The organism is Undibacterium sp. Di26W (genome assembly GCF_049340265.1).
In the GTDB taxonomy this organism is placed as follows: Bacteria; Pseudomonadota; Gammaproteobacteria; order Burkholderiales; family Burkholderiaceae_D; genus Undibacterium.
The window spans coordinates 19,579-43,357 of record NZ_JBMPOR010000015.1; the positions used below are offsets into that span (position 1 = coordinate 19,579).

General features: G+C 54.7%; 21 protein-coding genes. 16 read left to right on the plus strand and 5 right to left on the minus strand.

Annotation, left to right across the window (positions count from 1 at the left end; genetic code table 11):
- Positions 1-87: 87 nt before the first annotated feature.
- The 4 genes from ACO0LM_RS17320 to ACO0LM_RS17335 all read left to right on the plus strand — a co-directional run bounded on the left by ACO0LM_RS17320 (position 88) and on the right by ACO0LM_RS17335 (position 4,253).
- Positions 88-321: a hypothetical protein gene (locus ACO0LM_RS17320; protein ID WP_423038492.1), complete on the plus strand. Its 234-nt coding sequence runs from the start codon at positions 88-90 to the stop codon at positions 319-321.
- A gap of 36 nt (positions 322-357) precedes the next feature.
- Positions 358-1,332 (plus strand): D-2-hydroxyacid dehydrogenase family protein, encoded by a 975-nt coding sequence (locus ACO0LM_RS17325; RefSeq protein WP_423038493.1) that lies wholly within the window; start codon positions 358-360, stop codon positions 1,330-1,332.
- A 293-nt stretch (positions 1,333-1,625) separates the two neighbouring features.
- The gene (locus tag ACO0LM_RS17330) at positions 1,626-3,566 is read left to right on the plus strand and encodes a putative bifunctional diguanylate cyclase/phosphodiesterase (protein ID WP_423038494.1); all 1,941 of its coding nucleotides are present in this window, start codon (positions 1,626-1,628) and stop codon (positions 3,564-3,566) included.
- Positions 3,567-3,665: 99 nt separating this feature from the next.
- The gene (locus tag ACO0LM_RS17335; protein WP_423038495.1) at positions 3,666-4,253 is read left to right on the plus strand and encodes a YdcF family protein; all 588 of its coding nucleotides are present in this window, start codon (positions 3,666-3,668) and stop codon (positions 4,251-4,253) included.
- A gap of 26 nt (positions 4,254-4,279) precedes the next feature.
- Here ACO0LM_RS17335 and ACO0LM_RS17340 read toward each other — a convergent pair whose 3' ends face one another.
- Complete coding sequence (locus ACO0LM_RS17340; RefSeq protein WP_423038496.1) at positions 4,280-5,053, minus strand: L-asparaginase; 774 nt, start codon at positions 5,051-5,053, stop codon at positions 4,280-4,282.
- 204 nt (positions 5,054-5,257) lie between these two features.
- Between ACO0LM_RS17340 and ACO0LM_RS17345 the strand changes: the two genes are divergently transcribed.
- Positions 5,258-5,743, plus strand: a complete 486-nt coding sequence (locus ACO0LM_RS17345; protein ID WP_423038497.1) for an asparaginase domain-containing protein — start codon at positions 5,258-5,260, stop codon at positions 5,741-5,743.
- A gap of 7 nt (positions 5,744-5,750) precedes the next feature.
- The gene (locus tag ACO0LM_RS17350) at positions 5,751-6,245 is read left to right on the plus strand and encodes a hypothetical protein (RefSeq protein WP_423038498.1); all 495 of its coding nucleotides are present in this window, start codon (positions 5,751-5,753) and stop codon (positions 6,243-6,245) included.
- Here the strand turns inward: ACO0LM_RS17350 and hisC are convergent, their stop codons facing one another.
- Both hisC and ACO0LM_RS17360 read right to left on the minus strand, forming a co-directional pair.
- Entirely contained in the window at positions 6,246-7,307 is a 1,062-nt protein-coding gene (gene hisC, locus ACO0LM_RS17355) for a histidinol-phosphate transaminase (RefSeq protein ID WP_423038499.1), read from the minus strand. It lies immediately after the preceding gene.
- 42 nt (positions 7,308-7,349) lie between these two features.
- Positions 7,350-7,820 (minus strand): MarR family winged helix-turn-helix transcriptional regulator, encoded by a 471-nt coding sequence (locus tag ACO0LM_RS17360; RefSeq protein ID WP_423038500.1) that lies wholly within the window; start codon positions 7,818-7,820, stop codon positions 7,350-7,352.
- A gap of 38 nt (positions 7,821-7,858) precedes the next feature.
- Between ACO0LM_RS17360 and ACO0LM_RS17365 the strand changes: the two genes are divergently transcribed.
- Positions 7,859-8,596 carry a siderophore-interacting protein gene (locus ACO0LM_RS17365; protein ID WP_423038501.1) on the plus strand — a complete coding sequence of 246 codons (738 nt, stop codon included), beginning with the start codon at positions 7,859-7,861 and terminating at the stop codon, positions 8,594-8,596.
- A gap of 80 nt (positions 8,597-8,676) precedes the next feature.
- On the opposite strand, the gene alaC is transcribed toward ACO0LM_RS17365, so the two are convergent.
- On the minus strand, positions 8,677-9,930 hold the full coding sequence (gene alaC, locus ACO0LM_RS17370; RefSeq protein ID WP_423038502.1) for an alanine transaminase: 1,254 nt from the start codon (positions 9,928-9,930) through the stop codon (positions 8,677-8,679).
- 190 nt (positions 9,931-10,120) lie between these two features.
- Here alaC and ACO0LM_RS17375 point away from each other — a divergent pair, with 190 nt between their 5' ends.
- A complete protein-coding gene (locus ACO0LM_RS17375) occupies positions 10,121-11,014 on the plus strand; it encodes a Dyp-type peroxidase (RefSeq protein ID WP_423038503.1) in 894 nt (297 codons plus the stop codon).
- Here ACO0LM_RS17375 and ACO0LM_RS17380 read toward each other — a convergent pair.
- Positions 10,996-13,992 carry an EAL domain-containing protein gene (locus ACO0LM_RS17380; protein ID WP_423038504.1) on the minus strand — a complete coding sequence of 999 codons (2,997 nt, stop codon included), beginning with the start codon at positions 13,990-13,992 and terminating at the stop codon, positions 10,996-10,998. The genes ACO0LM_RS17375 and ACO0LM_RS17380 overlap by 19 nt on opposite strands.
- 59 nt (positions 13,993-14,051) lie before the next feature.
- Here ACO0LM_RS17380 and ACO0LM_RS17385 point away from each other — a divergent pair, with 59 nt between their 5' ends.
- The 8 genes from ACO0LM_RS17385 (at position 14,052) to ACO0LM_RS17420 (ending at position 23,707) form a co-directional block, all read left to right on the plus strand.
- Complete coding sequence (locus ACO0LM_RS17385) at positions 14,052-14,360, plus strand: hypothetical protein (protein WP_423038505.1); 309 nt, start codon at positions 14,052-14,054, stop codon at positions 14,358-14,360.
- Positions 14,357-14,446: a K(+)-transporting ATPase subunit F gene (gene kdpF / locus ACO0LM_RS17390; RefSeq protein WP_422988992.1), complete on the plus strand. Its 90-nt coding sequence runs from the start codon at positions 14,357-14,359 to the stop codon at positions 14,444-14,446. Before ACO0LM_RS17385 ends, kdpF begins: the two co-directional genes overlap by 4 nt.
- Positions 14,446-16,266, plus strand: a complete 1,821-nt coding sequence (gene kdpA / locus ACO0LM_RS17395; RefSeq protein ID WP_423038593.1) for a potassium-transporting ATPase subunit KdpA — start codon at positions 14,446-14,448, stop codon at positions 16,264-16,266. Before kdpF ends, kdpA begins: the two co-directional genes overlap by 1 nt.
- 84 nt (positions 16,267-16,350) lie before the next feature.
- Entirely contained in the window at positions 16,351-18,471 is a 2,121-nt protein-coding gene (gene kdpB / locus ACO0LM_RS17400) for a potassium-transporting ATPase subunit KdpB (protein ID WP_423038506.1), read from the plus strand.
- Positions 18,472-18,549: 78 nt separating this feature from the next.
- Entirely contained in the window at positions 18,550-19,122 is a 573-nt protein-coding gene (kdpC, locus tag ACO0LM_RS17405) for a potassium-transporting ATPase subunit KdpC (RefSeq protein WP_423038594.1), read from the plus strand.
- 41 nt (positions 19,123-19,163) lie between these two features.
- The gene (gene kdpD / locus ACO0LM_RS17410; protein ID WP_423038507.1) at positions 19,164-21,914 is read left to right on the plus strand and encodes a two-component system sensor histidine kinase KdpD; all 2,751 of its coding nucleotides are present in this window, start codon (positions 19,164-19,166) and stop codon (positions 21,912-21,914) included.
- Positions 21,911-22,639 carry a two-component system response regulator KdpE gene (gene kdpE / locus ACO0LM_RS17415; RefSeq protein ID WP_423038508.1) on the plus strand — a complete coding sequence of 243 codons (729 nt, stop codon included), beginning with the start codon at positions 21,911-21,913 and terminating at the stop codon, positions 22,637-22,639. Before kdpD ends, kdpE begins: the two co-directional genes overlap by 4 nt.
- A gap of 324 nt (positions 22,640-22,963) precedes the next feature.
- Positions 22,964-23,707: a TorF family putative porin gene (locus tag ACO0LM_RS17420; RefSeq protein ID WP_423038509.1), complete on the plus strand. Its 744-nt coding sequence runs from the start codon at positions 22,964-22,966 to the stop codon at positions 23,705-23,707.
- Positions 23,708-23,779 lie beyond the last annotated feature (72 nt).

A 23,779-nucleotide genomic window follows, 5' to 3' on the forward strand; every position in this document is an offset into this window, starting at 1 on the left:
TGTGGCGATGCGATCGCAGGAAGCGTTCAAGCAAGGCGGACACCATAGCGGCGGTTCTGTCGGATAATACGAAGACAAGAGGGTGTCTTGGCTCCTGGCTTGCGCCCGGCAGGATGGCGCGGGGCGGAAGAATCAAAAAGCTACGTAGGCGAACATTGTACACGCGAGTCTGGCTTGAGGCGAATTTTGCGTCAGTTTTATTATCATTGTTTTACGTTTTATGAAAGTGAAGATTTTTCAGCCGCTTCACAATATGTTTTCATGCTTCCCCTGGGGCCTGAAAAAATTGGCAATCCAGCTTATGCTTTGTCCATCAATTGATACATTTAGAACTTATTTCAGCCGTGAGGAAAAACCATGAAAATTGCCGTTTTGGATGATTATCAGGACGTAGTCCGCCATTTACCCTGCTTTAGCCTGCTGCACGAACATGAGGTCAAGGTCTTCAATAATACCGCCGTGGGGGTGGGGCAACTGGCAATACGGCTGGCGGCGTTTGATGCTGTCGTACTGATACGTGAGCGCACACGTCTGAGCAAGCCATTACTACAAAAATTACCAAATCTGAAGCTTATTTCACAAACCGGCAAAGTGGCTGGCAATATCGATATCGCCGCAGCCCATGAATGCGGTATCGCCATTGCCGAGGGCGTGGGTGACCCGACTGCGCCAGCAGAATTGACCTGGGGGCTGATCATGGCGGCCTGGCGCAGGCTGCCGAATTATGCCCAGCTTTTGCAAGAGGGCGTATGGCAGACCTCTTCACTGGAACCAGCGAATAACCAATTGGGCCGGGTATTGAAGAAGCGCACGCTGGGCATCTGGGGTTATGGCAAGATAGGCAAGATCATCAGCGGCTACGCCAAAGCGTTTGGCATGCAAGTCATGGTCTGGGGCCGTGAACTGAGCCGGGCCCAGGCGGCCCAGGATGGATTGCTGGTGGCCGAATCAAAAGAAGCCTTCTTTGCCGGGTGCGACATCATCAGCCTGCACCTGCGCTTGAATGATGCCACCAAAGGCATCGTCAGCCCGGCTGACCTGGCCCTGATGAAAAGCGATGCCTTGCTGGTCAACACCAGCCGTGCCGAATTGCTGCCGCCCGGTGCGCTGGAAGCCGCGCTGGATGCCGGCCACCCCGGCTTTGCCGCCATCGATGTCTTTGAAAGCGAGCCTGTGGCACCAGACCATCCGCTATTACACCGCGAAAACGTATTGGCCACCCCGCATCTGGGTTATGTGGAACAAGCCAGCTATGAGCTGTATTTCCGCGCAGCTTTCCAGAATATTCTGGATTTTGCTGCAGGCAAGCCAGCCAATCTGCTCCTGCCCTAATAGCTTGCCTTTATAAGACTGTCGTCAAACCACCGCCCTTCTTTCTGTCCCGGCATGTGGAAAACATGCCGGGTAGCATGCTTCTGCCCAATTGTAAAAAATATTTAAAAAATAACATTGCAAATACTTTAACTTTACAAAAAATACACTAAACTGCTGAACATTGCCTGGCATTTCGGTTGCTTGCGGCTGTGTCCGACGATTGCCAGCCAGGGAACGCTGGGGCTACCCGCAAAACATTGCTGAAAATTAAGCACCGGCCCGGTCTGGATAATTGGAAGGAGAACCTGACGATGAGACCTTATGTGTTGCATTCTCCCATGCTGAAAGCCATGCTGGGATTGGTCAGCAAAGATGTATCCAGCCATGTTGACCGGCGGCGCTATGTCAGAATCGTGATTGCCCTGCTCTTGCCTGTCACCCTGATCCTGACGCTGGTCAGTTATCTGCAATCGGCTTATCCAGCGCTGTGGCTGATCGAAGCCTGCCTGACGATTTTTTTGCTGGTACCGGCGTTTATCTTATCTGGCCGCGATGACAAACTCAGTCATGCCGAATCCATCATCCTGCTGTATGCCATGGTGACCACGCTGACACTGGGCTATTTTGGTGGCCACCAGGGTAGCGGCGTGCTGTGGACATTCAGTTTCCCTTTCCTGGCCTTATGGCTCAAGGGGCAGACCAGGGGCTTGCAGTGGAGTTTGGGCTGGCTGGGCGCGATGATCCTGATTTTCAAGCTGGGCGGGGATGGGCCTTACGCCTTCCATTATGCAGACCAGTTTGCTGAACAGATGATTGCGGCATTGCTGTTTTATACCTGCATCGCATTGGGCCTGAATCATAGCCGCACGCAATATGAAGGAAAATTGCGTGCCAGTGAACAGGCTGGCCAGGCCAAGCCCCAAGTCTGCCTGGAACAGCTGCAGCAGACCGCTTATCAGGATGCCGTCACCGGCTTGCCGAATGGCCTGGCCCTGCCCGACATGCTGACGCAAGAAATTGTTGCCGCACATGAGCGTGGGCACAGCTTGCTGGTGATCAATATTCGTCTTAAAAAGATGTTTGAAACCACCAATATCATCGGCGCTGAAGCCAGCGACAAGCTGATCTGTTCCATCGTCGGCACCATGATTGCGACCGTAGGTTCGCGCGGATTGTTCGCGCGAACCAGGCGCGATGAATTTGTCTGTATTTATCGCCAGCATGCGCAAGATATCAATGCCACCGATATCATCCGGGAAATCCTGGCTTTCCGACTGGAATACAAAGTCAGTGACTATGCGCTGGAGGTAGATCACACCATAGGCATCGCCAGTTATCCCCTGCATGCCGTCGATGCCGAAAACCTGCTAAAAAAAGCCGCGCAAGCTTTATTGCATGCGCAGTTTGCGCATATGAAACTGGCTTTCTATGAAGAAAAACTGGAACAGCAGTTCTTGCGTCAGCACCTGCTGTGCGGGCAATTGCGCGATGCCCTGCACAAAGCCGAATTGAGCCTGCATTACCAGCCGCAGATCGATATGTTGACTGGCAGCGTGGTCGGTGCCGAGGCCCTGCTCAGGTGGAATGATGCGCTGGTTGGCGATATGTCGCCGACGGAATTTATCCCCGTCGCAGAAAAATCCGGACTCATCAAACCGCTCAACCTGTGGGTGATGCGCGCCGCGTTCCGCCAGTGGCTGGTCTGGCGTGATGCCGGCCTGGATATCCGTATCGCCATCAACCTGTCGGTACGCAGTATCTGTGACCCGGAACTGGTGGCCGATATACGCCGCTTGCTGGATGAATTTGCCGTGCCGCCCGACTATGTGGTGCTGGAACTGACCGAAAGCGCGTTTGCCGACACCACCGACATCGCCATGGAAACCCTGCGCAGCCTGCATGTCATGGGCTTTCGTCTGTCTGTCGATGACTTTGGTAGCGGTCATTTGCCATTGTCGCAACTGAAAGACCTGGCGATCAGTGAATTGAAAATAGACCATGAACTTATCCACAGCTTATGCACAGATTCCGGCAGCTATGCCGTCGTGGATTCCTGTATACAGCTGGCCCACCAACTGCATCTGCGTGTGGTCGCCGAAGGCGTGGAAGCCAGGCAGACCGAGCAGCAATTGCAAGCCATGGGCTGTGATATGGCGCAAGGCTATTATTTTTGCAAGCCGATAGCGGCCGATGCCTTCAGCACCTGGATGCATTTGCGCGAAAGCAGGATGGAGTCTGCGTTATCGGGCTGACAGCTAAAGCGGTAGTGTGCTGGTGGGTGAACGCTGGCTGCCTTGCAGCCTGTACAATCAGCGGGTTTGCCGTATTGGCATCTACCCGTCTGGATTCGTATGTCTGTCTCTTTGAAGCGTCTGGCCGCCTGTTCAGTCCTGATCCTGTTGCTGGGTTTTTTGCTGGCGGCGTCAGCTATCAGCCTGTATGGCCTGAATGACAGGCTGACCAGTACCGACCTGGCGATTGTGCCCGGCAATACCGTCCACCCGGATGGGACCCCTTCAAAACGTCTGCAAGCCAGGCTGGATGCGGCCCTTAAGCTGTTTGCCAATGGCCGCTGCAAAGCCATACTGGTCAGTGGCGCACAAGGTGGGGAAGGGCATGACGAGGCGAAAGTCATGCAAAACTACCTGCTCGCGCATGGCGTGCCAGCCGCCGCCATTTATACCGACAGCCACGGCATCAATACCCTGGAAACAGCGCGCTTTGCGGCCAGCCTGATGAAACAAAAAGGCTGGACTTCCGCCGTGCTGGTTAGTCAGTTCTTCCATCTCGCCCGTTTTCAACTGGCGATGAAAAAATTTGGCTTGCCCAGCCAGGCGCATGTGCACGCCGATTATTTTGAAGCCAGGGATGCGTATTCACTGGTGCGTGAAGTGTTTGCCTATGGCGGATACCTGCTGAAGCCTGTCCAGACGCAGTGAATAGCGGCGCAGGTGAGCAGCGCTGATCAGAATTCCAGTGGCAGGTGCCAGCCTGTGGGGATCACATCATGCCTGACAGTGCTTCTTTGCTGATACCGGCGTTGCAGGCTGTCCGGGCTCCAGGTACGTTCCCAGCCGGGCGGATAGGGTAATTGTTCTTCGCGTTCCGGCAGGCGCTGGCGTACGGCGATCACCGGTAAATACAGGGGCAACGGATGTTCGGGCGTATCTGCCCCCAGGCTGTAGGCATAATTAGGTAGCAAGACATCACAGACACCGGCAAACCAGGCGGCATGGTCTTCATCCTGGCCCAGGGCCTGTGCCAGTCCGGCTGGGTCAAAGCGGGCAAATGCCTCGATCAGTTCGGCGGTGCTGGCACCGGGGGCATCGCCCCAGCCCATCACGGGATTGAAATTGTAATCCGCCCCTGAGCCATACCAGCCTTCGCGCCAGGGTCTTTGCATCCAGTTGCGTGGTCCTGTGAATAACTGCCAGCGCCAATGCAGGCCGGAAGGCTTGGGCCAGCTATACAGGTACAGTTTCTGGTAACCTGCGGCATGCAATTCTTTCACCATTGCCATCAGGCGCGCATGCGGCATGCGTTCTGGTGGTGAACGGCGGAACAGGATGGCTTCACCATCCGCATGCTGGACTTCATCCGTGGACAGGTTCAGGTCCAGTGTGCGTTTTTCGTCACCAAAGCGGGCAGCTACCCAGCCGGTCAATAAATTGACCGAGGTCAGCACGCCATAGCCACGATGGCGATGAAAAATGACGGTTCCCGGAGCGATGGCTTTCATATATCAACAAAGTATTCACAATGTATCTGCAAGCAATGGCTGCTTGCAGTAGTGTTTCGTTTTGGACGCCTAAGATCGTAAACTGGTTCTTAGTGTAGCAGTTAGTTGGCAACTGAGGTAGCAACTGAGCACGGAGTTTTCATGCAGGTGTCTGCCGCGTTACAATGTACAACAAATCAACCACGACTATTCAGAGACAATATCATGACCCTGCGCATTATCGCCACAGGCGGCACTTTCGATAAACATTATGACGAACTGGCAGGCAAGCTCAGCTTCGCCGATAGCCACCTGCCCGAGGTGCTGCAACGCGCCCGTCTGACTATCCCGGTGGCGCTGGAAGTCTGCATGCTGGTGGATTCGCTGGATATGGATGATACCCATCGCCAGACAGTCTTGCAGGCTTGCCAGAATGCCGCCGAAGATGCCATCGTCATCATCCACGGTACCGACACCATGCGTGAAACCGCCGAAGTGCTGGGTGCAGCCAAGCTGGGCAAGACCATCGTTTTCACCGGGGCCATGATTCCTTACGAAATTGCCAATTCTGATGCATTCTTCAACCTTGGGTTTGCCTGCAGCGCGGCGCAATTGTTGCCAGCCGGCGTGCATGTAGCCATGAACGGCAAGGTGTTCGCGTGGGACAATGTACAAAAAAATCGCAGTGCCGGTGTCTTCGTCACGAACTGAGGTAAGTATGAAACTGCTGCTGGCCACCCTGCTATTCTGTTTTTCCGCGCTGACGCAAGCAGCAGAAACCCGTTTTGACTCCATCTATTTTTTCCAGTCACAAAAACAGCTGGAACAAAAGGGTATCAATGTGGACAGCTTTGGCCGCTATACCCGGGCCTTGCAGACACAGATCTACAAGGCGCTGAAAAAAGTCAAAATGCCGGAAAGCGCTGGCTATCTGGTGGTCGCCATACGCTCTGACGGCGCAGTCACATCCTGGCTGGACATGACGCCAGCCGTGCATGAATATTATGACAACCAGATCTATGAATTGGTACAGAAATTACCGCCGGTAGAGGTAAGCAGCGGCATCCTGGTATTTGGCATCAAGATGGCGATAGATACCACCGTGCACACCAAAAAAACCGTGCCTTCACCACCCAGCTGGGCGGACGCCAAAAAGAAAATTGGCGACCCTGACAATATCGAAGAGCTGGTGTTGTCGATCTGGCCCGAATAGCTAAGCTTGCAACAGTATCTTCAGTGCTGACACCAGCGCCTCGCATTCGACATCGGTACCGATGGAAATGCGTAAAAAATCGCTGATACGTTCTTGCTTAAAATGTCGCACAACGATGCCAGATGCGCGCAAAGCCAGTGCCAGTTGCTGTGCATCGCGTTGCGGATGTCGCGCAAAAATAAAATTTGCTGCCGAAGGCAAGACTTCAAAACCCAGTTCTGTGAGGCTGCTGCTAAGCCGCTCGCGGCTGGCGATGACAGCATTACAGCTTTGTTGAAAATACACTTCATCTGCGAATGAGGCTATAGCACCGGCGACAGCCAGCTTGTCCAGCGGATAACAGTTGAAACTGTTCTTGACACGGTTCAGCCCCCCAATCAGATCAGGATGGCCAGCCGCAAAGCCCACTCGCAGTCCGGCCAGTGAACGTGATTTGGATAGCGTATGTATCACCAGCAGATTGGGGTAGCGACTGATCAGGCTGATCGCCGTCTTGCCGCCAAAATCCACATAGGCTTCATCCACCACCACCACAGAATCGCGATTGTGTTGCAGCAGGAATTCGATTTTATCCAGGCCCAGCAGACAGCCGGTTGGTGCATTCGGGTTTGGAAAAATAATCCCGCCATTGGCTTGCAGATAGTCTTCCACGTTCAGCCGAAAATCTGCACCTAGCGGAACACGGTGATAGTTGATTTCGTACAGGCCGCAATACACCGGGTAAAAGCTATAACTGATGTCCGGAAACAAGAGCGGCAACTTATGTTTCAGCAACGCCTGAAAAGTATGCGCCAGGACTTCATCCGAACTGTTACCGACAAATACCTGGTCTGCCTGTAAGCCGTGATAGGCAGCGATGGTGTCCCGCAGTGTATCTGATCCTACGTCGGGATACAGGCGCAAGTCTCCGGTGTTCGCTGCCTGTATCGCAGCTATAACTTCAGGTGAAGGCGGGTATGGGTTTTCATTGGCATTCAGCTTGATCAGCCGGTCTATTTTGGGCTGCTCACCGGGTACATACGGCGTCAGCTCGTGTACAACTTCACTCCAGTATTGACTCATGATATTGGCTTCGTTTACATAAATTTTTATGCTGGCAGGCGCTTATTCCGCCGCATCCAGATTGCTTTTGACACGCAGCAATAATTGCTGCAACTGTTGCTGTTCGTGCTCATTGAAGCCGCTGACGGCCTTGCTGTTGAGGCGCTTTGCCTGCAAGTGCAAGCCACTCAATACCGCCTTGCCGTCGGCGGTCAGCGCCAGGTGGACATTGCGGCGATCCGCGGCATCGGCTTCGGCATCCAGCAGCCCACGGTCACGCAGGCCCTTGATCAGGCGCGCCAGTTGCGCCTTGTCGCGTCCGCTATGCTTGGCCAGGTCGCTTTGGGTAGCCTGGGGCTGCCGTCCAAAAAAACTCAGTACCTTGCCTTCCATATGCGTGATGTCATGCGGGCCGTCGCGCAATGCCTGGTATTGCAGCGACCGGTATTGATGCATGACGGTATGAATGAGATCCAGCACGCCATCTTCATTATTTTGCCGGGAATGGTTGACATTGTCATTTGTTTTGCGCATTATAGTGGATATTGTCAACTAATTTGATGAGTGAATAAATGAGTATAGCCTCTGAAACCAGCCGCGTACAACGCCTACGCCATGAAATCAAACGCCGTAACTTGCAAGTTATCCGTGTTGAAAGCCCGACCCCGCAGTTCCGCCGTATTACCCTGACGGGTGCTGACCTGCCGGGCTTTATCAGCGCATCCTTTGACGATCATCTTAAACTGATACTCGCCGCCGACAGCGACAATGTCGTCATGCGTGATTACACCCCCAGACATTACGATGCCGTCAAAGGTGAACTGGTACTGGAATTTTCCATCCATGGCGACGGCCCCGCTGCGGCCTGGGCCAGTCAGGCTGCTATCGGCCAGGCTGTCACGGTCGCTGGGCCGCGTGGTTCGCTGGTGATTCCGGTTGACTATGAATGGCATCTGCTGGCCGGGGATGAAACCGCCTTGCCAGCGATATCCCGACGCCTGGAGGAATTGCCAGCCGGCGTGCGCGCCATCCTCATCCTGCAAGTACCACCGGCAGAACGCCGTGCATTAAGCAGTGCAGCCGATATCAGCATTCTCTGGGTAGAAACTGCGGAAGAATTTCTGGCTACGCTACGCGCCCTGCCTTTACCTGCGGGTGACGGTTATGCCTGGTGCGCCGGCGAAGCCGCCACCATGGCCGCAACACGTCGCATACTGGCGCAAGAAAAAGGTCATGCTGGCAGCGCCATGCGGGTAGCGGCATACTGGAAGCGCGGCTTGATTGCGCATCATGAAAACCTGGAGGCTTGAAGTCCAGAATTTCGGTAGCGATAAAAACAAAATGGGGTGATGCTGGCATCACCCCACTTCTGTTTTGAAACCAGGCTTTATCAGCCGTGCACGCCGTCCTGTTTGAACATGGTCTTCAAGCCACGCAATGCCTGGCGTATGCGCGATTCATTTTCGATTAAAGCGAAGCGCACATATTCATCGCCGTATTCACCAAAGCCTATGCCGGGTGACACGCAGAGTTTGGCTTTTTCCAGCATCTGTTTGGCAAATTCCAGTGAGCCCAGGTGACGGTAATGCTCGGGGATGTGTGCCCAGATATACATCGACGCTTTTGGTTTTTCCACCATCCAGCCCAGTTCATGCAAGCCCTTGACGAGTACATCACGACGGCGCTGATACTGGTCGCGTATTTCATTGACGCAAGTCTGGTCGCCTTCCAGTGCGGCAATCGCGGCCACTTGCACCGGGGTGAAACTGCCATAGTCGTGGTAACTCTTGATACGCGCCAGTGCTGCCACCAATTCTTTATTACCGACCATGAAGCCTATGCGCCAGCCGGCCATGTTATAGCTTTTCGATAGCGTAAAAAATTCCACTGCCACATCGCGCGCACCTGGCACCTGCATGATGGAGGGTGCTTTCCAGCCGTCATAAGTGATGTCGGCATAGGCCAGGTCATGCACCACCAGGATATTGTGTTCTTTCGCCAGCTTGACCACGCGTTCGAAAAATTCCAGCTCCACGCATTGCGCCGTCGGGTTCGATGGAAAACCGAAGATCATCATCTTGGGCTTGGGATAGGTTTCGCGTATCGCTCTTTCCAGTTCGGCAAAAAAATCCACGCCGGGGCTCATGCGTATCGAGCGGATATCGGCGCCGGCAATCACGGCACCATAGATATGGATGGGATAGCTGGGGTTAGGCACCAGTACCGTATCACCCTTGTCCAGCGTGGCCAGCATCAGATGCGCCAGGCCTTCTTTGGAACCTATGGTGACGATGGCTTCCGAATCCGGATTCAGGTCGACGTCATAGCGGTCCTTGTACCAGTGTGCAATCGCACGACGCAGGCGTGGTATGCCCTTGGAAGCAGAATAACCGTGGGTGTCGGGGCGCTGGGCCACTTCAACCAGTTTTTCAACGATGTGTGCCGGGGTGGCACCGTCAGGGTTACCCATGGACATATCAATGATGTCTTCGCCACGACGGCGCGCTGCCATCTTCAGCTCGGCAGTGATATTGAATACGTAAGGGGGCAGGCGATTGATACGAGCGAAGGAGAACTTTGTTGCAGGCGCAGACGTGCCCTCAACAACCGAACCCCGGCCCGGCGGAGTAGATGTATTTGTCATGATCAAATTGTACGTAGTTCAAACAGTCAAAACTGACTATCAGAACGGGCGCCCGGAACCGTCCGAGCGACGTCGAGGCGATTGCCTCTGGGTTGATTGTAGCGAGCAATCCCAAAAATGACAAGCTGCGGTATCCTTGGCAACAATCATGTGTTTCAATTTCACCCATTTCAGCATTGAGGAGTTATTCATGTCGTTGTACCAGAAAGGCATTTTGCAGCCCATACCTGCGCATGCCATTTACCTTAGCTTGAACCTTAAGGCCGCTGCCGAAGTCGCGACCGTACAGCAGGTAGTGCGCGACCTGGCTGCACTGACAGACGGAGATACCCTGGTTACAGGCTTGGGTACCAGCCTGTTGCGGGCGCTGGGAAAAAATATCGAAGGCCTGAAGGAATTTCAGGGAGTGGAAGGTAGCCGCATACGCTTGCCAGCTACCCCGGCTGCTTTGTTCTGCTGGCTACGCCAGGGTGAGCGTGGGGCACTGGTACATCAATTGCGTCAACTGCTGCCGGTGCTGGCACCGGCGTTTGAATTGCAGCAGCAGGTCGATACCTTCAAATACCAGGAAGGTCGTGATCTCAGCGGTTATGAAGACGGCACTGAAAATCCGGAACAGGATGCCGCCCTGGCCGCGGCATTCGTGGATGGTACGACGGCAGGCCTGGACGGTTCCAGCTTTGTCGCCGTCCAGCAATGGCTGCACAGGTTTGAACGGTTTGATGCCATGCCGGGTGATGAGCAGGATAATGCCATCGGTCGTCGCAAAAGTGATAATGAAGAATTGGAAGACGCGCCAGAATCGGCCCACGTCAAACGCACGGCGCAAGAAAATTTCACGCCCGAGGCTTTCATGCTCAGACGCTCCATGCCATGGTCGGCACAAGACAAGGCTGGTTTGTTTTTTGTCGCTTTTGCTAATTCCTTCACTCCTTTTGAAGTGCAATTGCGGCGCATGAGTGGGGCTGAAGATGGCATCGTTGATGCCCTGTTCCAGTTCACCCAGCCACAGACAGGCAGCTATTTCTGGTGCCCGCCCATGCTGAACGGGAAGCTGGATTTGCGTCAGCTCGGTATCGTCTGATTATCGTCCGCAGCGCGGGCTGTCTGGTCACTCTTGAGCAGCGCCAGAAAACCTTCCAGTGGCAAGGGCCGGGAAAAGAAATAGCCCTGGAAGGCAAAGCAGTTATGTTCGATCAGGAAGGCTCGCTGGGCGCTGGTTTCCACGCCTTCCGCTATCACGTTCAGGCCCAGGTTGACACCCAGCGAGATGATGGCACGCACGATGGTCGCGTCGTTTTCATCATGGTTGAGATCACGCACAAACGACTGGTCTATCTTCAACTGGTTCAAAGGCAGGCGTTGCAGATAGGCGAGTGAAGAATAACCGGTGCCAAAATCATCCATGGAAAAAGCGATGCCCAGCTTTTTCAACTGATGCATTTTTTCTGTCGTGGCATCGACATTGTCGAGGATGGTACTTTCCGTCAGTTCTATCTTCAGGCGGGTAGCGTCAATCTGATGGCGGCCCACGATTTCACTCAGGGTTTCGACAAAATCGCATTGCTGGAACTGCTTGGCGCTGACGTTCACCGCCAGTGACAGATTTTGGGTATCAGGATTGCTTTCCCATTGCTTGATCTGGGCGCAGGCTGTTTCCAGCACCCACAGGCCAATAGGAATGATCAGGCCGGTTTCTTCCGCCAGCGGAATAAATTCAGCCGGTGAAATAAATCCGCGGTCCGGATGTTGCCAGCGCAGCAGGGCTTCGGCACCGATCAGCTTGCCATCCGAATTTACCTGCACCTGGTAATACAGCATGAACTGGTGGTTTGCCAGCGCAATCCGCAGATTTGATTCCAGCATCATGCGTACCACCAAGATCGCCTGCATGGCCGGATCAAAGAAGCGCACCGCATTGCGACCGGCGGTTTTTGCTTCATACATGGCGGTATCGGCGCGTTTGAACAAATCCTTGACCGTGACATCGCCACCCTGGAACAGGCAGACACCTATACTGCTCGAACCATGGTGTTCAAAATCGGCCATCTGGTAGGGCTGGCTCAATAACAGGCGGATTTTTTCGGCGATACGGTCTGCCTGGCGCAAGGCATCATCACGCTGGCTGTTGAGTTCTTCCAGCACCACCACAAATTCATCCCCACCCAGTCGCGCCACGGTATCACTGTCACGGACACAGGTCTGCAGGCGGCTGGCGGTTTCTATCAGCAGCAAGTCACCGGCATCATGGCCGCGCGTATCGTTGAGGGTCTTGAAATTGTCCAGGTCGATAAACAGAATCGCGCTGTGGGTGTCATTGCGGTTACTGATCGAAATCAGGTGTTGCAGACGGTCCATCAGCAGACGCCGGTTTGGTAACTGTGTCAGTGAATCATAAAAGGCCAGGTTGCGGATCTCGGCTTCATAACCCTTGTGGCGGCTGATATCGGTAAACGACCCTATGTAATTGCTGACCTCACCACTCTTGTCGGTAATCGCGGTCAGGGTGATCATTTGCGGGTAAATTTCACCACCCTTGCGCCGGCTCCACAATTCGCCATGCCAGTAGCGATGTTGCTCCAGCGAGAGATTGATCTGCGCAAAAAAATCATCGTCCTGTTGCTTGGTCTTGTGCAAGGGCGGATGCTGTCCTATCAGGTCTACCGGGTCATAGCCGGTGATGCGGGTAAAGGCCTGGTTGACACGCAGGACGACCCACTCAGGATCGGTCACAAAGATCCCTTCCTGCGATTCAAAGGTGCAGGCAGCGATACGCATGTCCTGTTCAGCCTGCTTGCGTTCGGTAATGTCGGTGACAAAACAATGCCACAGCATGGAACCGTCGGCCTCGGGTTCTGGCAAGCCATCCAGATACAGCCAGCGCACGTTGCCATCCTTGCGCCGCATGCGGAATTCACTTTGCCAGGGCGACAGGTTGCGCATGGCATTGCGGATGACTTTGGTATTGTTTTCCAGGTCGCGGCTATCTATGCGGGCCAGCAGATGCAGGGCATCTTCCCTGACTTCTTCATGCGTGACTTCAAACATCTGCACGATGGCGTCGCTGGCAAAGGGAATAGACGCGCTGTGATCCAGGCGTATACGGTATTGCAGTATCAGGCCAGGCAGCCGCGATGCGACCTTGTTGATGCGCTGATAGGCTTCCTGCATGCGCCGGGCAGCGTCTATGCTTTCGGTCTGCAAGGCGGTAATGATCAGGGTGATCAATACCATGGTCGTCATATACGCCCACAGGATCAGCAGGTTGGCCTGGCCGCCGTCATAAAACGGCCCCATTCCATGGGAGGTGGCCCATGCCGCGAACAGCGAAGTGGTCAGCACGGCCAACGAAGAGCCAGAAATACCAAAACGCATGGCGGCCCATATCATGATGCCGACCGTAATAAAGGTCAGGTGCATGTGGCTATAGGGTGAGATGAAGATCAACCAGTTTGCTACTACAAACAGTATCAGGAAACCGAGGATTTCCTTGTTCCTCTGCATCAGTTCCGACACTGAGCGCCAGGAAAAAGACAGCAGCAAGGGCGCGGCCAGCAAGGCCCCGACCGTATCCCCGGCCCACCAGGTGAGCCAGACCGTTTCCAGGTTATTGGTGAGGCCGTGTGACCACAGACTCAGTACACCACCGGTGGCAGAAATACACATGCCAGCCATGACTGCCAGGCCAAATCCTATGACATCACGACGTCGTGAAAAGTCGGGGCGAAATGATTGCTTGCGCAATAGCCACGTGCTCAACCATGGGCCCAGCGTGCTGCCACCGGCAATACTGACAGACACGAGTTGTCCAAATCCGGCAGACAGTTCCAGCAGCAAGGCCGCCAGGTAAATGACGGGCAGGGCAGTTTTTCCATACCGCAGGAAACCGGTGATGGCGATGCCGGTTGGCAGCCAGATCAGGCTGACGTTCGGATTGGCATAGGGAATCGCCAGACCGATGCGGCCAGCGCAAAAATACACCAGCATCAGCAGCAGAAAATGGCCTATCCGTATTTCTTCTCGAAATTCTGTGGAAAGACCAACTGGCGAGGGCTTAGCCATAACATTTGTATAAATACCTTGATGAGCTTTCATTATGCGGCAAAGCATAGAACGCATAAGTGAACTATTGCTACAAATCAGCTACTCGCCAGCTATGGGCCGGCACGATGTCAGGAAAATATTGTCGCAAACATAAAATTCTCTGCTATCACCGGTTTTCCGCCAATTTTTACGCTTTCTTTACGCCGCCTCGCCAAGTCTTTATAAATTTTTTACTGCCTGCTCGCTATTCTTCACTGTGTAAAAAATCAATGGGGAAGCACATGGATTATTTGATGGAAATTTTGTATGTCGGCGGGTTGGGTGTTTTTTTCCTGCTGGTTTGGGCCTTGATACAGGCCTGCGACAAATTGGGAGCAAAAGCATGAACACGTTTTACGTCATCGGCACGGTGGTGGCTGCCGCCTTGTTTGTGTACCTGGTAATCGCCTTGTTGAATGCAGAGGAGCTATGATGACTACGCAAGCCATAGTGTTATTGCTGCTGTTTCTCGGCGTGTTGCTGGTGCTGTCTTACCCCCTGGGTTTGCTGATCGCCAAAATCGCCGATGACAAGGCCGCTGTTCCCGGCATGGGCTGGCTGACCTGGCTGGAAAAGGGTCTGTATCGTCTGGCCGGCATTAAAGCTGATGCTAAAAATGATATCGGCATGGGCTGGAAGCAGTACGTGATTGCGCTGATCGTCTTCAATACCCTGGGTGCGCTGGCCGTGTACGTGGTGCAGCGCCTGCAACTCTGGTTGCCATTGAATCCCCAGGGCTTTGCCAATGTCAGTGTTGATTCGTCGTTCAATAATGCCGTCAGTTTTGTCAGCAATACCAACTGGCAGGGCTATGTGGGCGAATCCACCATGAGTTACCTGACCCAGATGCTGGTACTGGCCGGGCAGAATTTCTTTTCTGCGGCCACCGGTATCGCCGTCGTATTTGCGCTGATACGCGGTTTTAGCCGCCACTCTGCCAGCTCCATAGGCAATTTCTGGACCGATATCACGCGTTCCACTCTGTATCTGCTGCTGCCTCTGTCGGTCATTTTTGCTGTCTTCCTGATGGCACAGGGCGTGATCCAGAATTTTTCCGGCTATAAAGACGTGCAGTTGCTGGACCCTGTCACCTACAGCCAGCCCAAGCTAGGCACCGATGGGCAGCCGCTGAAAGATGACAAAGGTGCAGCAGTCATGGAAACCCTGACGACATCGGTACAAACCCTGCCCATGGGCCCGGTTGCTTCGCAAGAAGCGATCAAGATGCTGGGTACGAATGGTGGCGGTTTCTTTAATGCCAACTCTGCACATCCCTATGAAAATCCAAACTACCTGAGCAATTTCATGCAGATGATAACCATCTTCCTGATCCCGGCAGCGCTTTGCTTTGCCTTTGGTCGCATGGTGGGGGATATGCGCCAGGGATGGGCCGTGCTGGCGGCCATGACTATCCTGTTTGTCGTGATGACGGTGACGGTCATGGTGTCGGAACAGCAGGCCCATCCCGTACTGGCATCCCTGAATGTCGACCAGGCCAGCTCTGCCTTGCAGGCCGGCGGCAATATGGAAGGCAAGGAAACTCGCTTCGGTATCAGCGCTTCCAGTCTGTTCGTGGCGATTACCACCGCAGCTTCTTGCGGTGCGGTGAATGCCATGCATGATTCCCTGATGCCGGTCGGTGGCCTGGTTCCTATCGTCCTCATGCAATTCGGTGAAGTGGTGTTTGGTGGTGTCGGCAGTGGCCTGTATGGCATGCTGATCTTCGCCATACTGGCAGTATTTATTGCCGGTCTGATGATAGGTCGTACACCCGAATACCTGGGCAAGAAAATCCAGGCGTATGAAATGAAGATGACTTCCATCGCCATCCTGGTGACACCGGTACTGGTATTGGCAGGCACCGCGATTGCAGTGATGGCGGAAGCCGGCAAGGCCGGTATCCTGAATCCGGGTGCGCATGGCTTTTCTGAAGTGCTGTATGCCTTCACCTCGGCTGCCAACAATAATGGCAGTGCCTTTGCCGGTATCAGCGCCAACACACCGTTTTATAACATCTTGCTGGCGATAGCGATGTGGTTTGGCCGTTTTGCCATGATCGTTCCCATCCTCGCCATTGCCGGTTCACTGGCGGGCAAGAAACGCCTGGAGGCGAATGCCGGCACCATGCCCACGCATGGGCCTATGTTCATCGCCTTGCTGGTTGGTACCGTCGTCCTCATCAGCGTACTCAACTATGTACCTGCGCTGGCATTGGGACCGGTAGTCGAACATTTGCAGCTCATGTCGAAATAAAGCGGATGCCTGAATCAGAGTCGCGGTGAATGCCATGTTTTTCACCGCGCTCTTCAGGCTCACACGTAGTTTAAGGGGATTTTCATGTCTAGTACCAGTGTACAAAAAACGATGGACAGTCTTGCTGGCAGCAAGCCACGCCTGTCCTTATTTGATTCCAGTCTCATACTGCCAGCCGTCATCGATTCATTCAAGAAGCTGAGTCCGCGCACGCAATTGCGCAGCCCGGTGATGTTTGTGGTGTATGTCGGCAGCATCATCACCAGCGCCTTGTTCGTGCAAGCGCTGATGGGGCAAGGGGAAGCCAGTCCTGGTTTCATCCTCGCTATCTCGGTCTGGTTGTGGTTCACCGTGCTGTTTGCAAATTTTGCCGAAGCCCTGGCAGAAGGCCGCAGCAAGGCCCAGGCAGCGTCACTGCGCGCATTGAAGCAAACCGTGATGGCCAAAAAACTGTCGGTCCCGAAACATGGCACGAGCTGGTTGCCAGCGCCTGCCAATGACTTGCGCAAAGGCGATGTGGTGCTGGTCGAAGCGAACGATATCATCCCTATCGATGGTGAAGTCATCGAAGGCGTGGCCACCGTGGATGAAAGCGCGATTACCGGCGAATCAGCACCGGTGATACGTGAATCCGGCGGTGATTTTTCTGCCGTGACTGGTGGTACCCGCGTGTTGTCTGACTGGCTGGTGGTGAAAGTCACATCGAATCCGGGTGAAGCCTTCATCGACCGCATGATCGCCATGGTGGAAGGTGCCAAACGTCAAAAGACACCGAATGAAGTTGCGCTGACCATCTTGCTGGTGGCCCTGACCATCATCTTCCTGGCAGTCACCGTGACCTTGCTGCCATTCTCGCTGTTCAGCGTGGATGCCGCCAAGGCAGCCGGTATTGCCTCTACCCCGATTTCCATCACGGTGCTGATTGCCCTGCTGGTTTGCCTGATACCTACCACTATTGGTGGCTTGCTGTCAGCCATTGGTGTCGCCGGCATGAGCCGTATGATGCAGGCGAACGTGATCGCTACTTCTGGCCGTGCCGTCGAAGCCGCAGGCGATGTCGATGTACTGATGCTCGATAAAACCGGCACCATTACTCTGGGTAACCGCCAGGCTTCGGATTTTTTCCCGGCACCCGGTGTCACCCTGCCACAACTGGCCGATTCTGCCCAACTGGCATCGCTGGCCGATGAAACACCAGAAGGCCGCAGCATCGTCATTTTTGCCAAGCAGCGCTGTAACCTGCGCGAGCGTGAAATGGCATCACTGCATGCCACATTCGTGCAATTCACCGCCCAGACCCGCATGAGTGGTGTTGATATTGCCGAGCGCGAAATACGCAAGGGTGCTGCCGATTCGGTCAAAAAATATGTGGAATCCAAGGGCCGTCCGTTTCCTGCCGAGGTATCGCGGGTGGTGGAAGATATTTCCCGTCGCGGCAGTACACCGCTGGTGGTGGTGGACGATGGCAAAGTCATGGGCACGATAGAACTGAAAGACATCGTCAAGGGCGGCATCAAGGAAAGATTTGCCGAACTGCGTCGCATGGGTATCAAAACCATCATGATTACCGGAGACAACAAGCTGACCGCTGCTGCGATTGCTGCGGAAGCCGGCGTCGATGATTTTCTGGCAGAAGCCACACCAGAAGACAAGCTTAAACTGATACGCAGTTACCAGTCAGAAGGCCGGCTGGTTGCCATGACCGGTGACGGCACCAATGATGCACCGGCCCTGGCCCAGGCTGACGTCGCGGTCGCCATGAGTTCCGGCACCCAGGCGGCAAAAGAGGCAGGCAATATGGTGGACCTGGATTCGAATCCCACCAAGTTGCTGGAAATTGTGGAGATCGGCAAACAGATGTTGATGACACGTGGTTCCCTGACCACCTTCTCGATTGCCAATGACATCGCCAAATACTTTGCGATTATCCCGGCCGCCTTTGTCGCCACGTATCCACAGTTGAAGGCGCTGGACATCATGCACCTGACCAGCCCGTCGTCAGCCATCATGTCGGCGGTGATCTTCAATGCCCTGATCATCGTGTTCCTGATCCCGCTGGCCCTGAAAGGCGTCAAATACCGGGCCATCGGTGCATCCCTGTTATTGCGTCGCAATCTGCTGATCTATGGCGTGGGTGGCATCGTGTTGCCCTTCATCGGCATCAAGCTGATTGACGTCATTCTGGCTTTGCTGCATTTGGCCTGATCAGCGTTCTCCATTACACAGAAAAAGGAAATCATCATGACTAGCAGTATCAGTTCTAACAGCGTCAGCTCTGGCAGCATCAGTTCAACCCTGCGTCCGGCCCTGACCCTGTTTGCCGGCCTGACCCTGATCGTCGGTGTCATTTATCCGTATGCGATGACAGGCATAGGCAAGCTCGCCTTTAATGACCAGGCAGAAGGCAGCCTGGTCGTGCGCGACGGCAAGACCGTCGGTTCTTCCCTGATAGGCCAGGCTTTTTCTTCGCCCGGTTATTTCTGGGGCAGGCCATCGGCTACCGGCCCCATGCCGAATAATGCACTGGCATCCAGCGGGTCGAACTTTGGCCCCACCAATCCGGCACAAACCGATGCCGTCAAAGGCCGCATCGATGCACTGAAAGCGGCTGACCCTGGCAATACCGCAAAAATCCCGGTGGATCTGGTGACCGCCTCGGCCAGTGGGCTGGACCCTGACATCAGCCTGGCAGCAGCGTATTATCAGGCTGGACGCATAGCGCGTGAACGCAAACTGGAATTGAAACAGGTGAATACCCTGATCGAGCAATTTGGCAAGCAGCCGGTTTTTGGCGTACTGGGCGAAGCCAGGGTAAATGTGCTGGAATTGAACCTGGCACTGGATAAAAAAGGATAATCTGAATTATCTACGGTTTCTATTCAACAATTCATTACTTTATGGCCAATCAAAGCGATCAGCGTCCTGACCCCGATGTCTTGCTTGCCCACGTGCAGGAGCAGGAAAGGCGTGCCACCCGGGGCCGCCTGAGGATTTATTTCGGCGCATCTGCTGGTGTGGGTAAGACCTATGCCATGCTGACCGCTGCCCGCAAGCTGATCGCCGAAGGCCAGCCAGTATTGATCGGCGTGATTGAAACCCATGGCCGTGACGAAACCGCTGCCTTGCTGGAGGGACTGGAAGTCTTGCCACCACGCGCCATCGCCCATCGTGACAAGACGCTCACAGAATTTGATATCGACACAGCGCTGCAGCGTCGCCCGGCCCTGATACTGATGGATGAACTGGCACATTCCAACGCTGCCGGTTCACGCCATCCGAAACGCTGGCAGGATGTGGATGAATTGCTGGCGGCCGGCATCGATGTGTTTACCACGGTGAATGTCCAGCACCTGGAAAGCCTGAATGATGTGGTAGGCGGCATCACCGGCATACGCGTGGCCGAGACCTTGCCCGACAAGGTGTTTGACGAAGCCGATGAAGTGGTGCTGGTGGATATACCCGCCGATGAATTGCTGGCCAGGCTGAAGTCAGGCCGGGTGTACAAAATGCAGCAGGCCGAACGTGCTGCCCAAAATTTTTTCCGCAAGGGTAACCTGATTGCCTTGCGTGAACTGGCCCTGCGTCGTACTGCAGACCGCATAGAAGATGACGTACAGGCCTACCGCATAGAAAAATCCATAGGCGCCATCTGGAAGACCGATGCCGCCCTGCTGGCCTGCGTCGGGCCACAGGCAGAATCCGGCCATCTGGTACGCAGTGCTGCCCGCCTGGCCAGCCAGATGAATGCCGAATGGCATGCCGTGTATGTGGAAACTCCCCACTTGCAGCGCCTGCCGTCGGCACAACGCGAACGTATCCTGAAAAACCTGAAACTGGCGCAAGACCTGGGTGCCAGTACGGCGGTGCTGACCGGCAAGGATATCGCCCAGGCCATCGTCGATTATGCCCACAGCCATAATTTTTCGCGCATCGTCCTGGGGCGCCAGCAGCAACGCACCTGGCATTTGCAATGGCACCGGGCGTCGCAGCTGCAGCGCATCGCCGCCTATGCACCAGATCTCGATTTGATCGAGGTGGGCCAGGCCACCAATGCCGTTGCCGAATCCGCCAGCAACAGGGACAGCACAGCGTCACGACCCACTGAGTATGCCAGCCCGCGGGTGCCGCCGCGCCATTGGCGCTATGTGTTTGCGGCATTGGCCAGTATCTTCACCGGCCTCGTCGCCACCCCCCTGATTGACATGTTCAATCTGGTCAATATTGCGATGCTGTTCTTGCTGACGGTCGTATTGGTGTCCGTGCGTTTTGGACGTGGCCCTTCGGTGGTGGCGACGGTCATCGGTATTGCCGTATTCGATTTCTTTTTTGTACCACCGCGTTTTTCTTTTGCCGTCAGTGATCTGCAATACCTGATGACCTTTGCCGTGATGCTGGTGGTCGGCTTGATTACCGGTCACCTGACAGCCGATTTGCGCTACCAGGCGCGGGTGGCTTCACACCGTGAATCCCGCGCCCGTGCCCTGTATGAATTTGCACGTGATCTGTCCGGTGTGCTGCTGGCAGAGCAAATTTCCGAAACTACGCAAGTCATCATACAAAGAGCGTTCCGTGCCCAGGCGACCTTGTTGTTGCCAGACGAGGCCGGGCGCTTGCAGGCACCGGCTACGGCTGTGCCGGGTCTGGACATAGGCATTGCACAATGGGCCTTTGACAAGGTGGAAGCGGCAGGCATAGGGACCGATACCCTGCCCGCCGGTAATTTCTTTTACCTGCCGCTGGTGGCCCCCATGCGCACTCGTGGCTTGCTGGCCATACAGCCGGAAAGCCGGCGCTGGATCATGATCCCCGAACAAAGGCAGCAACTGGATACCTTTGCCGCCCTGGCCGCGATTGCGCTGGAACGTGTGCACTATATCGAAGTGGCACAGAATGCCCTGATCCATATGGAATCGGAACGCCTGCGCAATTCCCTGCTGGCAGCGCTGTCGCATGACTTGCGTACGCCACTGACTTCGCTGGTGGGTATATCTGAATCGCTGGCGATGTCGAAACCGGCCCTGGCGGATGCACAATTGAAGATGGCCCAGGCCCTGCGCGATGAAACCCTGCGCATGAGCGCCCTGGTCACCAATTTGCTGGATATGGCGAGAATAGAAAGCGGTGAAGTCAGGCTGAATTTGCAGTGGCAACCGTTTGAAGAAGTGGTCGGCAGTGCCTTGCGCATCTGTGCCTTCCAGTTGCAGCAGCACAAGGTGGAAACCCGGCTGGCCCGCGATTTACCCCTGATCAATTTTGATGCGGTATTGATAGAAAGAGTCTTGTGCAATCTATTGGAAAACGCGACCAAATATACCCCGCCTGCATCCCTGATCACCATCGCTGCCCAGGTCAACGGTGAGCGGCTCGAAGTCAAAGTGGCCGACAATGGCCCTGGCTTGCCGCCTGGCCGTGAAGAAGCCGTATTTGAAAAATTTACCCGTGGCGAACGTGAGTCTGCCTTGCCAGGTGTGGGCCTGGGCCTGGCGATTTGTCGTGCCATCGTCAGCGCGCATGGCGGCAGCATGGGGGCCGGTCATTCACCCGACGGTGGTGCCTGCATCGTGTTCAGTTTGCCATTGGGTACCCCACCGGCCATGCCTGAACCTGAACGTGACCCTGATGAACAGAAACTGATCGCAGCATCATGACTCCCAGCCCAAGCACACATATAAGCACACTTGTAAGCACCCCCACCGCCCTGCTGGTGGAAGATGAACCACAAATCCGTCGCTTTGTCCGCAGTGCCCTCGAAGAGGAAGAATGGCAGGTCTTCGAATCTGCCACCCTGCAACGTGGACTGGTGGATGCCGGTACCCGTCAGCCTGACCTGATCGTGCTTGATCTGGGCTTGCCCGATGGCGATGGTCTCAATTTTATCCGCGACGTGCGCAAATGGTCCAGCGTGCCAATTATTGTGCTGTCTGCCCGCGTCAGTGAACAGGACAAGATCAAGGCACTGGATGCCGGTGCCGATGATTACCTGAGCAAGCCTTTCGGTGTCGGTGAACTGCTGGCGCGGGTGCGCGCCACTTTCCGGCGGCAACGTCAGCCCGGCATCAGCCTCGACGGTGTGCTGCAGTTTGGTGATGTCAAGGTCGATATGAAAGCACGCCTGGTGACCAAGGCGGGCCAGATGGTGAAACTGACACCGACAGAATTCCGGCTACTGATGGTATTGGTCACCAATGTCGGACGGGTCGTCACCAACCCACAACTACTGCGTGAAGTGTGGGGCCCCAGCCATGCCGAGAACGGACATTACCTGCGCATTTACATGGGCCACTTGCGGCATAAGCTGGAAGACGATCCCGCGCAACCGCGCTATTTGCTGACGGAGACAGCCATAGGCTATCGACTCCTTCTGCCAAATTAAAAACTGACACGACGCCTTAAATAACTGGCAACAGAACTTTTGCCGGTTGGATTTTTACGCCCCGAATTTTGTATGGACATGAATTTTAACGCGACTGGTGCCATCGACACGCTCTGATGTGGCCTGGTGACACCAGTACCAACCAGGACGAACCGTCCTTAGAACGTACTTACGATCTTACTGCGCGAGCGTGATCGGGGCTCATGCGCTGCTCAAAATGCTCATGTACTTAGAGTACATTCCGCTTTTTGCGCTGCTCTTCGCCCCGCTGACGCTCGCTCGCTACAGATCGTAAACACGTTCTTAATCATGAGAGGAAGTAGTATGAATAAATTGATCATGGCAGCCGCCATCAGCAGCGTATTTTTTACCAGCATCGCCGCTGCCGAAGATGCCAAGCCTGACAATGAAGTCAGTTTCAACGCCGCTGTCACATCCGATTACCGCTATCGCGGTATTTCCCAAACTCGTTTGCAGCCAGCCTTGCAGGGCGGGGCCGATTACACCCACAATCCCAGCGGTTTTTATGCGGGTACCTGGGCGTCCAGCATCAAATGGACCAAGGATGCTGGTGGTGGTGGCGATGTGGAAATTGACCTGTATGCCGGCAAGCGCGGCGAAATCGCCAAGGATGTCAGCTATGACGTCGGTGTGTTGAGCTATGTCTACCCATCGAATGGCCTGGCAGTCAGTGCCAATACTACAGAAATTTACGGACAGCTATCGTACGGCCCTGCGTATGCCAAGTATTCGCATTCAGTCACCAACCTGTTCGGTTTTGCCGACAGCAAGAATAGCGGCTATCTGGATCTGGGTGCGAATATCGATATCAGTAACATCAGCAGCGGCCTGACCCTGAACCTGCATGCAGGTCACCAGCAAGTGAAGAACACAGGTGTCGCCAGTTATACCGACTGGAAACTGGGCGTCAGTAAGGATTTCGGTGTACTCACGGCATCCCTGGCAGTCATAGGGACCAATGCCAGTGAAGTCACCTATGCGTCGCCGGCGAATGGCAAGTTCCTGGGCAAGACGGCTGTGGTGGTGGCAATCAGTAAAACCTTCTGATATCCCTGTTATTTTGTCGGTCTGAAGCCACGAATCGCAATGATTCTGGCTTCAGGCCGTTCGGGTGTCCGG

Coding starts and splice junctions, on each gene's coding strand:
- hisC (WP_423038499.1), bottom strand. CDS start 7,307: ATGAGTCAATACTGGAGTGAAGTTGTACACGAGCTGACGCCGTATGTA.
- kdpB (WP_423038506.1), top strand. CDS start 16,351: ATGTCTAGTACCAGTGTACAAAAAACGATGGACAGTCTTGCTGGCAGC.
- ACO0LM_RS17330 (WP_423038494.1), top strand. CDS start 1,626: ATGAGACCTTATGTGTTGCATTCTCCCATGCTGAAAGCCATGCTGGGA.
- kdpD (WP_423038507.1), top strand. CDS start 19,164: ATGGCCAATCAAAGCGATCAGCGTCCTGACCCCGATGTCTTGCTTGCC.
- ACO0LM_RS17375 (WP_423038503.1), top strand. CDS start 10,121: ATGTCGTTGTACCAGAAAGGCATTTTGCAGCCCATACCTGCGCATGCC.
- ACO0LM_RS17350 (WP_423038498.1), top strand. CDS start 5,751: ATGAAACTGCTGCTGGCCACCCTGCTATTCTGTTTTTCCGCGCTGACG.
- kdpF (WP_422988992.1), top strand. CDS start 14,357: ATGAACACGTTTTACGTCATCGGCACGGTGGTGGCTGCCGCCTTGTTT.
- kdpE (WP_423038508.1), top strand. CDS start 21,911: ATGACTCCCAGCCCAAGCACACATATAAGCACACTTGTAAGCACCCCC.
- ACO0LM_RS17340 (WP_423038496.1), bottom strand. CDS start 5,053: ATGAAAGCCATCGCTCCGGGAACCGTCATTTTTCATCGCCATCGTGGC.
- ACO0LM_RS17420 (WP_423038509.1), top strand. CDS start 22,964: ATGAATAAATTGATCATGGCAGCCGCCATCAGCAGCGTATTTTTTACC.
- ACO0LM_RS17335 (WP_423038495.1), top strand. CDS start 3,666: ATGTCTGTCTCTTTGAAGCGTCTGGCCGCCTGTTCAGTCCTGATCCTG.
- ACO0LM_RS17365 (WP_423038501.1), top strand. CDS start 7,859: ATGAGTATAGCCTCTGAAACCAGCCGCGTACAACGCCTACGCCATGAA.
- alaC (WP_423038502.1), bottom strand. CDS start 9,930: ATGACAAATACATCTACTCCGCCGGGCCGGGGTTCGGTTGTTGAGGGC.
- kdpA (WP_423038593.1), top strand. CDS start 14,446: ATGACTACGCAAGCCATAGTGTTATTGCTGCTGTTTCTCGGCGTGTTG.
- ACO0LM_RS17325 (WP_423038493.1), top strand. CDS start 358: ATGAAAATTGCCGTTTTGGATGATTATCAGGACGTAGTCCGCCATTTA.
- ACO0LM_RS17380 (WP_423038504.1), bottom strand. CDS start 13,992: ATGGCTAAGCCCTCGCCAGTTGGTCTTTCCACAGAATTTCGAGAAGAA.
- ACO0LM_RS17360 (WP_423038500.1), bottom strand. CDS start 7,820: ATGCGCAAAACAAATGACAATGTCAACCATTCCCGGCAAAATAATGAA.
- ACO0LM_RS17345 (WP_423038497.1), top strand. CDS start 5,258: ATGACCCTGCGCATTATCGCCACAGGCGGCACTTTCGATAAACATTAT.